Annotated in this window: 9 protein-coding genes; 7 read left to right on the top strand and 2 right to left on the bottom strand. The window is 73.2% G+C overall.

What is annotated here, in order from left to right:
* Positions 1-136: 136 nt before the first annotated feature.
* The 7 genes from J5X07_RS00710 (at position 137) to J5X07_RS00680 (ending at position 10,898) form a co-directional block, all read left to right on the top strand.
* The gene (locus tag J5X07_RS00710) at positions 137-5,302 is read left to right on the top strand and encodes a DUF4011 domain-containing protein (protein ID WP_243896156.1); all 5,166 of its coding nucleotides are present in this window, start codon (positions 137-139) and stop codon (positions 5,300-5,302) included.
* Between the two features lie 18 nt (positions 5,303-5,320).
* On the top strand, positions 5,321-5,539 hold the full coding sequence (locus J5X07_RS00705; RefSeq protein WP_341769360.1) for an SNF2-related protein: 219 nt from the start codon (positions 5,321-5,323) through the stop codon (positions 5,537-5,539).
* 151 nt (positions 5,540-5,690) lie between these two features.
* Positions 5,691-7,880 carry a DUF1800 family protein gene (locus J5X07_RS00700; RefSeq protein ID WP_243896154.1) on the top strand — a complete coding sequence of 730 codons (2,190 nt, stop codon included), beginning with the start codon at positions 5,691-5,693 and terminating at the stop codon, positions 7,878-7,880.
* 16 nt (positions 7,881-7,896) lie between these two features.
* Positions 7,897-9,354 carry a DUF1501 domain-containing protein gene (locus J5X07_RS00695; RefSeq protein WP_208478337.1) on the top strand — a complete coding sequence of 486 codons (1,458 nt, stop codon included), beginning with the start codon at positions 7,897-7,899 and terminating at the stop codon, positions 9,352-9,354.
* 466 nt (positions 9,355-9,820) lie between these two features.
* A complete protein-coding gene (locus J5X07_RS00690; RefSeq protein ID WP_243896225.1) occupies positions 9,821-9,994 on the top strand; it encodes a DUF4244 domain-containing protein in 174 nt (57 codons plus the stop codon).
* A gap of 98 nt (positions 9,995-10,092) precedes the next feature.
* Positions 10,093-10,407, top strand: coding sequence for a TadE family type IV pilus minor pilin (locus J5X07_RS00685; protein ID WP_124934195.1), 315 nt, complete (start codon positions 10,093-10,095; stop codon positions 10,405-10,407).
* Complete coding sequence (locus J5X07_RS00680) at positions 10,404-10,898, top strand: Rv3654c family TadE-like protein (RefSeq protein ID WP_208478336.1); 495 nt, start codon at positions 10,404-10,406, stop codon at positions 10,896-10,898. Before J5X07_RS00685 ends, J5X07_RS00680 begins: the two co-directional genes overlap by 4 nt.
* Positions 10,899-11,000: 102 nt before the next feature.
* On the opposite strand, the gene J5X07_RS00675 is transcribed toward J5X07_RS00680, so the two are convergent.
* Both J5X07_RS00675 and J5X07_RS00670 read right to left on the bottom strand, forming a co-directional pair.
* Complete coding sequence (locus tag J5X07_RS00675) at positions 11,001-13,067, bottom strand: ABC transporter ATP-binding protein (RefSeq protein ID WP_208478335.1); 2,067 nt, start codon at positions 13,065-13,067, stop codon at positions 11,001-11,003.
* Positions 13,064-14,797 (bottom strand): ABC transporter ATP-binding protein, encoded by a 1,734-nt coding sequence (locus J5X07_RS00670; RefSeq protein ID WP_208478334.1) that lies wholly within the window; start codon positions 14,795-14,797, stop codon positions 13,064-13,066. Before J5X07_RS00670 ends, J5X07_RS00675 begins: the two co-directional genes overlap by 4 nt.
* Positions 14,798-15,039 lie beyond the last annotated feature (242 nt).

The following is a 15,039-nucleotide window of genomic DNA, read 5'->3' as shown; positions in this document are numbered from 1 at the left end:
AGCCCGGCGGAGGTCGAGGGCCCGGAATAGAGCGCGGTGCGATACCTCAGGGTAATCTCGCGCAGAGACCCGGCACGGCCGGGAGGCCCTACGTTCGGCAGCTTGGTGCAGGACCTCAGCGAGTGAAGAAAAACCTATGAGACGAGACAACCGCGACCTGGTGATCCGGGCTGCCCTGAGCATCCTGCCGGCCCACCTGGAGCCCTACGTCCGTTCCACCGTCAGGGGCCTGGCGCCCCAGGAGCAGCGCCGCCTCATCGAGGCCGTCCACATCACCTCCCCCCATGTGGACATCGGAGACGTGACCACCCAGATCCGCGTCCTCACTGCCCGCGATGACGACGGTCACTACCTGCTCCCGCTGCCCCCGGGCCTGGGCAGCGGGCTGCAGGAGGTCCGCCGCCTCCACGACGCCGCCGCCCACGGCCGGTCCTTCGACCCCGAGGCCGCCCTGGCCGCCCTGGTCGCCGTCGGCGAGGTGCTGCGGCGCATCGGCGCGGACGACGGCGTGGCCGAGCTGCGCACCCTCATCGCCGCCATCGACGACGGCCAGCAGGGCCCGGGCCCCGATCCGGCCTCCGCCCCGGAGACCCGCGCGCAGGCGGGCCCCGGGGCTGGCAGCGGCAGCAGTCCCATCATCATCGCCCGGGCCGAGACCGCACCCGTCATCAGCTACGCCCACGCCGTGGCCCGCCTCGTGCCCCGCGTCCGCCTCCGCCTGACCCTCCACAGCCTCCTGGACGAGGATCCCGAGCCCCAGGGAGCCGCCCCCACCATCACCGTGAGCATCATCGAGGAGGGCGAGGGCAACGAGGTCGCGGGTCCCACCGGGCTCGACCCGGCGCCGCAGTGGCAGTGGGAGGACGGCTCCCAGGAGCTGAGCGCCACCATCGACCTGCCCCTCCAGCGCGACCGGCTGCTCCACATCTCCCAGCCCTGCCCCTCCCACATCCGCGTCGAGCTGCGCCTGCCCGACGGCGCCACCCAGGTGCGCACCCTGCCCGGCCCCACCGTCCTGCCCGTGAGGCAGTGGACCCTGGCGGGCCCGGCGCAGTGGTCCGGGGCCTCCCTGGCCACCTTCGTCCAGCCCGCCCAGCCCGCGCTCGCGGCGCTGGAGGCCGCGGCGCGCCGCCAGGACCGCCCCGAGGCCCCCGAGGCCGGGGCCTGGGGCCCCGCACCGGCAGACGCCCTGGTCGGCGCCGCCTGCGCCGCCCTGCGCATCCAGGGCCTGGGCATCCACGCCCCTGAGGGGCCCTGGGCCGGCGCTCCCCAGTCGATCCGCTCCGCCGAGGCCCTCATGGACACCCGCCGGGGCACCACCCTGGACCTCGCCATCGCACTGGCCGGGCTCCTGGAGCGCCTGGAGATCCCGGCGCTCCTCCTGCTCACCCCCGGCTGCGCCCTGGTCGGCTACTGGCGGGGCGGGCCGGCGCCCGAGGCCCCGCCCCAGGACCCCGAGGCGATCGCCGATCTGGTGGCCCAGGACCTGCTGGGCATCGTCGACCCCGGCCTGGTGATGTCCTCGGAGCGGCCCGTCCTCCACCTCCTGCCCGAGGCCGCCCGCCTCCAGACCGCCTCCGCCCTGGGGGACGCGGCCCTGGTCCTGTGGCTCGGGCAGGCCCGCGCCCAGGGCGCCGCCCCCCAGCCCCTCCTGGAGCGCGACGCGGACGGCGTCGTCCACGAGACTGGTCCCGAGGCCCTGGCCGGGCCTCTGGCCCCGGCGGCCGAGGCTCCGCCCGCCGCCCAACCGCCCGCCGCCCAGGCCGGTGGCGCCGACCAGGAGGTCCCCGCGCTCGTGCGCGAGTGGAAGCAGCGCCTCCTGGACCTCACTGCCCACAACCCCCTCATCGACCGCAGCCGGCAGCAGGCCATCCCCCTGGCACTGCCCCCCGGCCTCATCAGCGGCATCGAGCGGATGGTGCTCGCCAAGGACCTGGTGGTCCTGCGCCCGGACGCCGGGCGGGAGGCAGGGGGCGAGGATCCCCAGGAGCGGGCCGCCCGACTGCTGGCCCAGGAGCGCGCCGTCGAGGTCGACCTCAGCGCCGAGGACTACGGCTCCCGCCTGCGCGCCCTGGCCACCAAGGCCCGCGTCATCGTGGAGGACACCGGGGCCAACAACCTCTACCTGGCCTTCGGGACCATGGAGTGGCAGATCGGCGGGCGCCGGGCCCTGTCCCCCCTGGTCCTCATCCCCGTGACCCTCCACCCCTCCGGCGAGCACTACGGCCTGGTCCTGGACGAGGCGGGGGAGTCCACCCCCAACCACTCCTTCCTGGCCCGCTTCGCCGCCGACACCGGCATCGACCTGTCCGAACCGGTCGAGCGGCTGCGCCCCGAGCGCGAGGAGGACTTCCTGGCGGCCCTGGAGGAGATCCGCCAGCGCCTGTCCCAGGCGGGCCGGCCCGAGGAGGTCTCCCCCACCGTCCACCTCGGCCTCTTCCAGTTCTCCACCTACCGCATGTGGAAGGACCTGGAGGACTCCTGGCGGCCCATCGCCGACAACCCCCTGGTGCGCTACCTCATCGAGATCCCCGACCCCGCCGGCCGGCCCTTCATCGACCCCGTGCAGCCCGACGGCGCCGAGGATCCCGAGGGCCCCGAGCCGGCCGGCATCGACGAGGTGGTGGAGAACCTGCCGCTGACGGCCGACGCCACCCAGGCCCGGGTCGTGGCCGACGCCGTGGCCGGGCGCAGCCTCGTCGTCGAGGGGCCGCCCGGCACCGGCAAGTCCCAGACGGTCGCCAACCTCATCTTCCGGGCCCTGGCCACCGGCCGCACCGTCATGTTCGTCGCCGGGAAGCAGACCGCCCTCGACGTCGTCGCCCGCCGCCTGCGCTCCGAGGCCGGCATCGGCGACCTCCTGCTCAACCTCCATGACAACGGCATGAAGCCGGCCCAGATGAGCCAGTCCCTGCGCCGGGCCCTGGAGTTGCGGACCGAGAGCATCGACCTGGGCGACCTGGAGGAGCGGCGCCGCACGGTGCGCGAGCTGCGCGCCCGGCTGGAGGACTACCGCCGCGGCCTCCACGGGCCCGCCGACTCCGGGCGCTCCCGCTACGAGGATTACGAGGCGGCTGTCACCGCCGGCGAGCCGGGGGAGCCGGGCGAGCCCTTCGACGCCGCGCGCCACGACCAGCTGGTGGAGGACTACCGCCGGGCGGTGGCGCGGCTGCGCCAGCTGCTGCCCGCCGAGCTGCTGTGCGCAGTGCTGTCCCACCGCGACCAGGTCCTGACCCGGGACACCGAGCGGACCCTGGCCCTGCACCGGGAGATCAGCCGCCGCAAGGGCTCCATGAGCATCCGCCAGATGCTGACGAGCTACCCCGACCTCATCACCGCCATCACGCCCTGCATCCTGGTCTCCCCCGACTCGGTGGCCCGCTTCTTCCCCGCCGGGCGCAGGTACGTCGACATCGTCATCTTCGATGAGGCCTCCCAGATCCCCGTGCCCGATGCGGTGGGCGCCATCGGCCGCGGCCGCTCCGTGGTCATCGCCGGGGACCCCAAGCAGATGCCGCCCACGAGCATCGCCGCTTCCCTGGGCATCCAGGCCGTCACCCATGACGACCTCGTCGGCGTGGAGACCCAGGAGGAGGCCTCCATCCTCACCCAGTGCCTGAGCGCGCGGATGCGCCACTACCGCCTGCCCTGGCACTACCGCAGCCGGGTGGAGTCGCTCATCACCTTCTCCAACCAGCGCTACTACGACGGCGCACTGCGATCCTTCCCCAGCCCGCTGGCCATGGCCGCCGGCCCTGATGACTCCCCGGGAGGGCACGGCATCATCCTGCGCCGCGTCCAGGGCCACTACTTCCGGCCCGCCGATGCCCAGGGCCGCGGCAAGGCCCGGCCTCGGACCAACCCCCATGAGGCCGAGCAGGTGGTGGCCGAGGTCCTGCGCCACTTCGAGGCCTCCCCCCACGCCACCCCCTCCCTGGGCGTCATCACCTTCAACGACAAGCAGCGCGATCTCATCGAGGAGCTGCTGCGGGACACGGGATCCCCGCGCATCCAGGCAGCCCTGGAGGAGGACGACGGCCTGCTGATCAAGAACCTGGAGAACGTCCAGGGCGAGGAGCGCGACACCATCCTGTTCTCGGTGACCTTCTCCCCCAACTCCCGGGGCGACCTGCCCCTGACCTTCGGGCCCCTGAGCTGCGAGGGCGGCCAGCGGCGGCTCAATGTGGCCATCACCCGCGCCCGCAGGCAGATCATCGTCTTCTCCAGCTTCGACCCCGAGCAGCTCCGGGCCGACCGCTCCAGCCACCAGGGCGTCAAGGACCTGCGCGACTACCTGGAGCAGGCCCGGGAGGCCGGCGCCCCGGCGGCCCTGGCCCCGGCGGGCCCGGCCCCTGACTGGTACCGCCACGCCATCGCCGAGCAGCTGCGCGCCGCCGGCCTGGACGTCCGCGAGGCAGTGGGCCAGTCGAGCTTCACGGTCGACCTCGTGCTGGCGCCGGCCGGCCGGCCCGAGGAGCCGAGGGTCGCCGTCATGCTCGACGGCAGGCAGTGGAACCGGCGCGAGACCGCCGCCGATCGCGACATCATGCCGGCCGATGTCCTCGGCGCCATGGGCTGGCCCCGGGTCGAGCGCGTCTGGGCCCCGCAGTGGGCCGCCGACAAGGAGGCCGTCATCACCCGCCTGGTCGAGGCCTGCGGGCTCAGCCGCGCCGAGGCCGCCCAGGAGGCACCGGCCCAGGGTGCCGCGACGGGCCAGGGGACGCCCGACGGCACGGCCCCCGGTGCCCCGGGGCGCCAGGCGATCCCCGAGTACCGCGAGTGGGTGCCCGATCAGGTCCGGCCCCAGTCGGTGCTGGACGAGGCCGAGGCGGACTCGGCCTCCCGCAATGAGGTGCGGCGCCTGGCCCGCAGGATCTGCGAGGTCGAGGCGCCCCTGAGCCGCCACCGCCTCGTGGTCCAGGTGTGCCGGGCCTTCGGCCTGTCCCAGGTCCCCGCCTCGCGCGAGGACTCCGTGCGCCGGATCCTGGGGGAGGCCTTCGCCCATATCGACGAGCACGATTTCGTGTGGCTGCGCAGGGACCAGGTGCACACCGCCCCGCCCTACCGGCGCCGGGCCATGGACTACGTGGGCATCGAGGAGATCCACCCGCGCGAGCTGGCCGGGGCCATCGAGGCCGTGCGCGTCTCCTCCAGCGCCTGGACCTCGCGCGAGGACCTCTTCCGCCAGGTGCTCACGCACCTGAGCACCACGCAGCACCGCCTGACCCCGCGCGTCTGGGAGGCCCTCAACCGGGCGCTCGCCCTGGCCGACGACGCCGGGGGGAGTCAGGAGGCGCTCTAGCGGCACTCCCCTGGGAGGCTGTCGGCCCTGGCCCGCCTGCGGAGCCGGATGCGGCCCTTCCTGCTGCGGCGCGCCGAGGAGCAGGTGGCCGCCGAGCTGCCCGCCAGGACCGAGCAGGTCCTGAGCGTGGAGCTCGACCCGCGCCACCGGCAGGCCCAGGGCCGCGCCATGACAACGCTCTTGACGAAGCGAACAAGATCACATTTTCCTCGTTGTAGGACCTGCGAGAAAGCGTGACATCGGGGCCTTCCTGCGGCGTCATCGGACAATCCAAGATCGCTGACTAAATCCTGAGCACATGCTGTGGTGATTTCGTTACAGTAGGGTCGAAGGCAGTGAAAAACCACAGGAGAAGACCCGTCTTCTCTGAGATATCTGAGAGACTGCCATGCCTGAACTCGACCCGGACCCCCTGACCGGTCATGACCCGAGCGCCGGTCGTGCGCCGCAGCGCCCGGCGGGCCCCGAGGGCCCAGTGCCGCACCCCTCCCCGGCCGCCGAGACCGCCCGGGATGCTCGCCGCGCCCCCTCCCCCGGCTCGCGGCGCGCCGCCCTGTGGGCGGTCGGCCTGGGAATGCTGGGAGCCGCTGGCTGCACCATCTCCGGGGGCTCCGGCGCCGGCTCCACCCAGGGCGCCGGCGGCAGCGGCTCGGCGGGATCGGGCGGCTCGACCGGTTCCGCAGGGCCCACCGGCGGCCCCGGGGCCGGGGGCGCCGCGCCGTCGCCGGGGGCGGCTCCGACCCCCGGCAGCGGAACGGTGACCGGCAGCCTCAGCCAGCCCAAGGCGGGGGCCGCCGAGGACGACCCCTCCGACATGGATCCCGACCCCTTCTCCGGCAAGCAGCAGGCCGCAGACTCCGTGGCCCAGCAGTCGGCGGAGCAGTCCTCCGGGGGCGGCCGGCCCGACGGCGGCGCGCCCCAGGGCGGCACCGGCCAGGACGGTGCCGGCGGCGGCAGTGCCGATCAGGGGGGCGCTGGTGACGGCGGTGCTGGCGAGGGGGGCGCCGGCGCGGACGGCTCCCAGCAGCCCGGGGCCTCCGGCCAGCCGGACGTCTACGGCAGGACACCGCCGTCGGCCAGTATCGACAGGAGCACCGAGCTCGCCCCGCAGATCACCCTGCGCACCTCACCGGCCTGGCACCTGGCCCGGCGGGCCGCCGCCTGCTCGGCCACCGCGGAGATCGCCGCCCAGATCGAGTCCATGGGGGCCGAGGCCTGGATCGATGCCCAGCTGGCCCCCGAGGGGATCGAGGACTCCCGGGCGGAGGGCTACATCAGCGCCTACTTCCCGTGGGCCAATCTCACGACCGCCGAGCTCGTGGGCCCCACCGGCGGGGAGATCCACAAGGGCTCCAACGCCGCCACCCTGGCGGTGCTCACCCGCCTGCGCTTCGGCAACCGGGTGCTCCAGGAGTCCGTCGTCGAGCTCATCGGCGACCACGTCTACGTGCCCATGCGCAATAAGGCCCAGTCCTTCATCACCGAGTTCGACCAGATCCTGCGCACCCGCTGCCTGGGCCGCTACGCCGACCTCCTCCTGGCCGCCCTGACCCACCCGGCCCTCCTGCTGGAGCTCGACAACGCCGCCTCCACCAAGGACAGCCCCAATGAGAACCTGGGACGCGAGCTCCTCGAGCTCTACACGGTGGGGCGCGACGCCTACACCGAGGAGGATGTCAAGAGCTCCACCATCGTGCTCACCGGGCACGGCATGACCTGGGAGGACCTCGGCGCCTCCAATGCCGCCCCCTACTCCTACGTCTACCGGCCTGAGCAGCATGCCACCGGGGCGGTGAGGGTCCTGGGCTTCGAGGATCCCAATGCCGACCCGGCCGCCGGCCCGGACCTGCTCAAGCGGTACGTGGAGCACCTGTGCGCCCGCGAGGAGACCGCCAAGCGCCTGGCCCTGCGCATCGCCCGGCGCTTCATCGCCGACGAGCCCAGCCAGGCCGTCGTCGACCACATCGCCAAGGCCTACCTGGACAACGACACCCGGATCGCCCCGGCAGTGCGCGCCGCCCTGACCCACCCCGAGTTCGCCGAGTCCGTGGGCAAGAAGTGGCGCCGCCCCATGGAGCTGCTCATGACCATCGCCCGCGCCGCCCACGTGGAGGCCATCAACCCCCGCGGGCGCGTGGACGGCGATGATGCGGGCAACCTGGGCCTCTACGGCTGGCTGCTGGTCAACGCCGGCCACGAGCCCCGCATGCATGCCACCGTCGACGGCTACCCGGACACCGCGGAGCACTGGATGTCCTCCAGCCTCCTGATGAACCTGTGGAACGCCACCCAGACCGCCGTGCGCGGGGACGTGGAGGAGTCCGGTCGCACCGACTGGTCCCGGGTCCTCCAGATCACCCCCGGCGCCAGGGCCAAGGACACCGCCGCGCGCATCGCCTGGCACCTGACCGGCTACGCCTGGCCCGACAACCACCTGGAGCCCGTGGCGGCCCTGCTCGCCGGCGTCCCCGACTCCGGCGGCATCGAGGAGTGGACCGTGGCCGAGGCCGCCCTCATCGACAACGCCGAGCAGGCGGTCCGCCTGTGCTTCGCCAGCCCCTACGGCTTCCTCCGCTGACCACTAAGGACCACCGATGGATCGTTCACGCAAGACGCGCTTCACGCAGGGCTCGGCCCTCATGCGCGAGGACATCGTCACCCCCATGCACCACCACGATGAGTCGCAGGACGCGCTCCTGGTGGAGGTCGACGGCGTCACCCGCCATATGACCGGCTGCCAGGCCGACGGCTACATCACCGAGAAGCACGGCCTGCCCGAGCTCACCGAGGTCGAGCACGTCGAGGGCGGGCCCCGCAATGTCAAGCGCCGCCACATCCTGGCCGGTGCAGCGGCGGGCTTCGGGGCCCTGCTGACCACGACGGCGATGCCCCGCTACTCCTTCGCCGCCCCCTCCACCGGCTCGACCGGCCCCCAGGAGCTGCTCGTGTGCGTGTTCATGCGCGGCGGCTTCGACGGGCTCTCGGCCGTGGTGCCTGTGGGCGACCCCGCCTACTACGCGGCGCGCCCCTCCATCGCGGTGCGGCCCGAGCAGACCCTGGGCCTGGACTCCACCTGGGGCCTGAACACGCATATGAAGGCGCTCAAGCCCCTGTGGGATGCCGGCCAGATGGCTATCATCCAGGGATCGGGCTCCCCGGATGTCTCCCGCTCCCACTTCCAGGACCAGGTCACCGTGGAGCGGGCCGCCCCCGCCTCGGTGCGCAGCGGGTGGCTGGGGCGCCACCTGCAGACCGCCTCCTCGCAGACCGGCACTTTCCGCGGCGTGAGCATCGGGACCTCCACGGTCTTCTCCCTGACCACCAACGCCCTGGACACCCTGGCGGTCTCCCGCATCGACTCCTTCGAGCTGGAGGCCTGGAGCGCTGAGAAGGTCAAGTCGCGGGTCTCCTCGGCCCTGGAGGAGATGTACGGCGGCGCCGGGGGCCAGGCGCAGGAGACCGCGGCGGCGACCTTCGCCGCCGCCTCCACCCTGCGCGACCTGCGCGCCGCCCAGCCCTCCCAGGCCCCCGGCGGATACCCCGACTCCACCTGGGGCAGGGGCCTGGCCGAGATCGCCAAGCTCGCCAAGGCCAATGTGGGCATCGAGGTGGCCTGCATCGACATCGGCGAGTGGGACATGCACGCCTCCCTGGGCACGGCCGCCGATGAGCAGGCCTGGTTCTCCCGCCGGGCGCGGGACTTCGCCGAGGGCCTGGCGGCCTTCCGCGAGGACCTGGGGGAGCACTGGGCGCGGACCACGGTGGTGACGATGAGCGAGTTCGGGCGGCGCGTGGCCGAGAACGGCAGCGGGGGCCTGGACCACGGGCAGGGCAACACCATGTTCGTCATGGGCGGCGGGGTCAAGGGCGGGCGCGTGCTGGGCACGGTGCCGAGCCTGGAGGAGGCCAACCTGTCCCTGGGGGACGTGCCCATCACCCTGGACTACCGCCAGGCGCTCTCGGAGATCGTCTCGACCAAGCTGGGCAACGGGGCCTCCATGGCCGAGGTCTTCCCCGGCTTCACCCCCGGGGAGCCCCTGGGCATCGTCTGAGCAGCCGCCACCACTGCGCCGGCATGCTGCCCGCGATGGTGGCGCCGCATCACGGGCCCACGGAGCGGCTGGGCCGGTTGGGCTGAGCCTGTGCCCGGGGGAGGCGCAGTGCCCCGGGATGGCGGGCCAGGGCCGGCGATCTGATGGCCCGGCCTGCCGGGAAGGCGCGGTGGGCCGGCGCTGAGGCCCGCAGCCGGGGAGGGCTGACGGCGGATCGATAGGGCGGCCGACGGCGCCATCGGCCGGGCGGTCGCCGGGGCGGTCGAAGGCGTGTTGGAGCGCCGTGCTCCACAAGCGGCCGATTGCAGGGCTCCTCCACAGGGCCGAGCGGCCGCTCAGCGGGGAGGACCCGCCTGGGCGAGCCTGGGCCTGCGGGCAGGGCGCCCGCTGGGGCCCGGCAGCAGCGGGCCCCATGATCGGGGAGGAGACCCCCATGAGGAACACCCTGCGCTCCCTGCGCACCTGCATGATCCTGGGCCGCAGCACGGACCTGTCGGCCGAGGAGGGCATGGCCACAGCCGAGTACGCCATCGGCACCCTGGCGGCGGCCGCCTTCGCGGGCCTGCTGCTGGCACTCATCAGGTCCGGCAGCCTGACCGGCATGCTCCAGTCCATCATCGAGTCCGCGCTGTCGGTGTGATGTGCGGCCGCCCCGCACCAGGCGGGTGCGCAGTCCCCCGCCCTGGGCCCGCCAGGCCCCGTCCCGCCCGTTCCCGCAGAGGCTCGGGCGAGGCGGGGATGGTCACCGCCGAGATCGCCGTCTGCCTGCCCGCAGTCGTCCTCGTCCTGCTGCTGGTGCTGGCCGCCATCAGCGCGGGCCTGACCCAGCTGCGGGTGGCCGATGCCGCCCGGGCGGCCGCCCGCCAGGCCGCCATCGGCGACCAGGACTACGCCGGCGCCGCCAGCCGGATCGCCGGGCCCGTGAGCGTGGGGGTGGAGGCCGGGGAGCTGACCTGCGTGAGCGTCTCACGCCCCGTGCCCGGGCCCCTGGGCGGCCTGGGCCTGCACGCCCGGGCACGGGCCTGCGCCTACACCGAGCCGAGCTCCCCATGAGTGCGGCACGCTCCCGCGCGCCCCATCCCCGCCTGGCCGCGAATGACCCGGCCGGACCGGATCCGGCAGGGCAGGGCGCCGAGCGCCCGGTCCAGCCGCGGGGGCGCCCGATCCGGTGCCTGACCCGGCGCCCGGACGGGGATGAGACGGGCGCGGGCACGGTCATGGCCCTGGCCATCATCGCCGTGGCGCTCAGCCTGGGCCTGGGCGCCATCGGCCTCATCCAGGCCCAGGGCGCCTCCGGGCGGGCGCGCTCGGCCGCCGACCTCGCGGCCCTGGCGGGAGCCACGGCGCTGAGCTCCGTGCTCGCACCGGGGGATCCCTGCGCCACCGCTGAGCGCGTCGCCCGGGCCAATGGCGCCCGCCTCACCTCCTGCCGGATCAGCGGCGAGGACGTGAGCGTCGACGTCGTCGTCCCGGTCAGGATCCTGGGGCTGGCCCGGCAGGCGGGGGCCAGTGCCCGGGCCGGCCCGGTCAATCCCCTGCCCTGACGGGGCGCACCAGGCGTGCGGGGCGCCTCCCGCCAGCCGCATTCGCGGAAGGCGCCCCGATGCCTCGGGCCGCAGGATCGCGCCGGGAGGGGCCGGCGCCCCTCAGCCCTCGGGCGCGGCGCCCTCAGCGAACTGGCTGGCATGGAGGCGGGCGTAGGCCCCGTCGCGCTCCAGCAGCTCGGCATGGCTGCCCTGCTCCACGATGTCCCCGTGCTCCATGACCAGGATGAGGTCGGCATCGCGGATGGTGGACAGGCGGTGGGCGATGATGAAGCTCGTGCGGCCCCGGCGCAGCGCGTTCATCGCCTGCTGGACCAGCAGCTCGGTGCGGGTGTCCACCGAGCTGGTCGCCTCATCGAGGATGAGCACGGCGGGGTCGGCCACGAAGGCCCGGGCGATGGTCAGCAGCTGGCGCTCGCCGGCGGAGATGTTCGCCGCATCCTCATCCAGGACCGTGTCATAGGCCTGGGGCAGGGCCCGGATGATGTGGTCGACGAAGCAGGCGCGCGCCGCGGCCTCGACCTCCTCATCGCTGGCCCCCGGGCGCCCGTAGCGGATGTTCTCCCGGATCGTGCCCTCGAAGAGCCAGGGGTCCTGGAGCACCATGCCGGTGCGGCGGCGCACCTCCTGGCGGGGCATGAGCGCCGTGTCCCGCCCATCGAGCAGGATGCGCCCGCCGTCGATCTCGTAGAAGCGCATGAGCAGGTTGACCAGGGTGGTCTTGCCCGCCCCGGTGGGGCCCACGATCGCCACGCTCTGCCCCGGCTCCACCCGCAGGGACAGGTCGCGGATGAGCTCGGTGCCCGGGGAGTAGGAGAAGCGCACATGCTCCAGCTCGATGACGCCGGGCCCGGCGGTCGCAGTCCCGGCGGACTGCCCGGCCGGCTCATCGGTGGGATGCTCGTCGGGGGACTCCTCCTCGGCGTCGAGCAGCTCGAAGACCCGCTCGGCGCTGGCGGTGCCCGACTGGACGGCCGTGGCCATGCCCCCCAGCTCGCCCAGGGGCTGGGAGAACTGCTGGGAGTACTGGATGAAGGCCTGCACATCCCCCAGGCGCAGGGAGCCCGAGGCCACCATCGCCCCGCCGACCACGGCGATGGCCACATAGGACAGGTTCCCGATGACCAGCATGATCGGCATCATCATGCCCGAGAGGAACTGGGCCCTCAGGGCCGCGCGGTAGAGCTCCTCGTTCTCCTGGGCGAAGGCCTCGCGCATCGAGGCGGTACGCCCGTAGACGCGCACCAGGGCATGACCGGAGAAGGACTCCTCCACGCGCGCGTTGATCCGCCCGGTGCGGGCCCACTGGCGGGTGAAGGCCCTCTGCGAGCGCGGGCCGATGAACCCGAAGACGATCCCGGTCAAGGGGATGATGATGAGGGCCACCAGCGCCAGCCTCCAGGAGATGGAGAACATCATGCCCAGCACGCCCACCACCGTCAGGATGGAGGTCAGCGCGCCGGACAGGGACTGCTGGAGGGTGTTGGTGATGTTGTCGACGTCGTTGGTCACCCGGCTGAGCAGCTCGCCGCGCTGCATCTGGTCGAAGTAGCTCAGCGGCAGGCGGTGGATCTTGTCCTCCACGGCGGTGCGCAGCCGGTAGACCGCCTTCATGGTGATGCGGTTGAGCAGGAATCCCTGGAGCCACATCAGGAGGGCGGAGACCAGGTAGAGGGCCAGCACGAGCCCGAGGGTCTGGCCCAGGCGGGTGAAGTCGATGCCCGCCCCGGGGGTGAGCTCCATGGCCTCGAGCATGGCGGCGAAGTCGTCCATGCCCCGTGCCCGCAGGCCCTCGACGGCCTGCTCCTTGGTGGTGCCCTCGGGTAGCATGGAGGAGATGACGCCCTCGAAGATGAGGTTCGTGGCGCTGCCCAGCACCTTGGGGGCGGCCACGGACAGCACGACGCCGAGCACGGAGGCCGCCGCGATGACGGCCAGGGTCCCCCGGTAGGCGCCCAGGAGCCCCACCATGCGGGTGAAGGAGGGCCAGAAGGCGGTGGCCCTCCCCGGGGGCGGGCCGGAGGTCCAGTCATCGGAGGCGGCCTGCGCCTCGGCGGCGAGCCTGAGGTCCTCCTCGCTCAGGCCGGGGTCCCGGGGAGCGCCCCGGCCCGGCTTCCCGGCGGGTGCTCCGGTGGCCCCGTCGCGGTTCTTCCTCTCGACGGCGCTCATGCTGCGGCCTCCGCTCCGAGCTGGGAGGTGACGATCTCGCGGTAGACCGGGGAGGAGGCCAGCAGCTCGCTGTGCGTGCCGCGGCCCACCAGGCGCCCGGCGTCCAGGACGAGGATCTGGTCGGCCTGGGTGATGGTGGAGATGCGCTGGGCCACCACCACCTTGGTCACTCCCTCGGTGGCCGGCCCCAGGGCCGCGCGCAGGCGGGCGTCAGTGGCCACGTCCAGGGCCGAGAAGGAGTCATCGAAGATGAGGATATCGGGCCGGCGCACCAGGGCCCGGGCGATGGCCAGGCGCTGGCGCTGCCCCCCGGAGACATTCGTGCCGCCCTGGGTGATGGGCGCCTCCAGGCCTGCGTCCATGGCGGATACGAAGTCCTTGGCCTGGGCGACCTCCAGGGCCGCCCACAGCTCGGCATCGGTGGCCTCCTCGCGCCCCAGGCGCAGGTTGGAGGCCACGGTCCCGGCGAAGAGGAAGGGCTTCTGGGGCACCAGGCCCAGCTGGGCCCACAGGGCCTCGGGCTCTGCGGAGCGCACGTCGGTGCCCCCGATGAGCACCTGGCCCTCGGTGGCGTCGAGCAGCCGGGCCAGCAGGGTGACCACCGTGGACTTGCCCGAGCCGGTCGAGCCCACGATCGCCGTCGTCGAGCCGCGCGGGATGGTGAAGCTGAGGTCCTCCAGGACGCTCGCCTCGGCGTCGGGGTAGGAGAAGGAGACCCCGCGCAGCTCCACAGCCCCGGGGTCGGGGAAATCGGTGACGGGCCGGTCGGCCACCGTCAGGGACGGGTCGGTGGCCAGGACCTCGCTGATGCGCTCGGCGCACACCGAGGCGCGCGGGATGAGGATGGTCATGAAGCTGGCCATGAGGATGCCCATGAGGATCTGCATGAGGTAGGTCATGAAGGCGATGAGCACCCCCACCTCCACGGTGCCGTCGCCCACCTGGTGGCCGCCGAACCAGATGACCCCCACGATCGTGACATCCAGGATGAGCAGCACCAGTGGGAAGAGCAGCACGAAGAGGCGGCCCACGCGCTCGCCCACCCAGGCGATGCCGTGGTTGGCTCCCCCGAAGCGCTCGGCCTCGGCCTGCTCGCGCACGAAGGCGCGCACCACGCGGATGCCGGTCAGCTGCTCGCGCAGGACCCGGTTGATGGCGTCGAGCCGGTCCTGGTAGGAGCGGAACAGGGGCACCATGCGGCGCACGATGAGGCCCACGGCGATCAGCAGCGTGGGCACCGAGACGGCGATGAGCCAGGACAGGCTGGGGGCCCGGGTCACCGCCATGATGATCCCGCCCACGGCCATGACCGGGGCGGTCACCAGCATGGTGCAGCTCATCATCACCAGCATCTGGACCTGCTGGACGTCATTGGTGTTGCGGGTGATGAGGGAGCCCGCGCCGAAGGCGGAGATCTCCCGCTCCGAGAAGGAGCTCACCCGGTCGAAGACCTCGGCGCGCAGGTCCCGGCCCACGCCCATGGCGGCGCGTGCCGCCAGCCAGGTGGCCAGCACGGTGAAGACGCCCTGGGCGAGGCTGACCGCCAGCATGAGCCCGCCGGTGCGCCAGATGTAGGCGGTGTCCCCGGTGGCCACGCCCTTGTCGATGATGTCCGCATTGAGGGTGGGTAGGTAGAGGGAGGCCATCACCTGGGTGAACTGGAGGACCAGGACGCCCAGGAGGATGCCGGTGTAGGGGCGCAGATGGGTGCGCAGCAGTGGTATGAGCACGAGCGCGAACCTAGCAGCATGACGTCGTGTGAGGGCAACGGGGCGGCATCATGCAGTGCTCCTCCTGCGGGGGGCGGCTCCTGCCAACGACCGTGCGCGAGCTCTGCGCTGTGATCGAAGTGACGACGACAGCCGTTATGGTGACCACCACGGCCTCGACCGGCTGAGCCCTGCACCGGCCTTGTCGACCACCGCGGGCGATGGGGCCTCCAGTGGGAGCAGGCCGGCCTCTGCGGTGGATC

It is taken from the genome of Actinomyces bowdenii (genome assembly GCF_017592395.1).
In the GTDB taxonomy this organism is placed as follows: Bacteria; Actinomycetota; Actinomycetes; order Actinomycetales; family Actinomycetaceae; genus Actinomyces; species Actinomyces bowdenii.
Note: the sequence above shows the minus strand (reverse complement) of the source record. Positions and strands in the feature narration are given on the sequence as shown.

Coding starts and splice junctions, on each gene's coding strand:
- J5X07_RS00710 (WP_243896156.1), top strand. CDS start 137: ATGAGACGAGACAACCGCGACCTGGTGATCCGGGCTGCCCTGAGCATC.
- J5X07_RS00700 (WP_243896154.1), top strand. CDS start 5,691: ATGCCTGAACTCGACCCGGACCCCCTGACCGGTCATGACCCGAGCGCC.
- J5X07_RS00695 (WP_208478337.1), top strand. CDS start 7,897: ATGGATCGTTCACGCAAGACGCGCTTCACGCAGGGCTCGGCCCTCATG.
- J5X07_RS00690 (WP_243896225.1), top strand. CDS start 9,821: ATGATCCTGGGCCGCAGCACGGACCTGTCGGCCGAGGAGGGCATGGCC.
- J5X07_RS00685 (WP_124934195.1), top strand. CDS start 10,093: ATGGTCACCGCCGAGATCGCCGTCTGCCTGCCCGCAGTCGTCCTCGTC.
- J5X07_RS00680 (WP_208478336.1), top strand. CDS start 10,404: ATGAGTGCGGCACGCTCCCGCGCGCCCCATCCCCGCCTGGCCGCGAAT.
- J5X07_RS00675 (WP_208478335.1), bottom strand. CDS start 13,067: ATGAGCGCCGTCGAGAGGAAGAACCGCGACGGGGCCACCGGAGCACCC.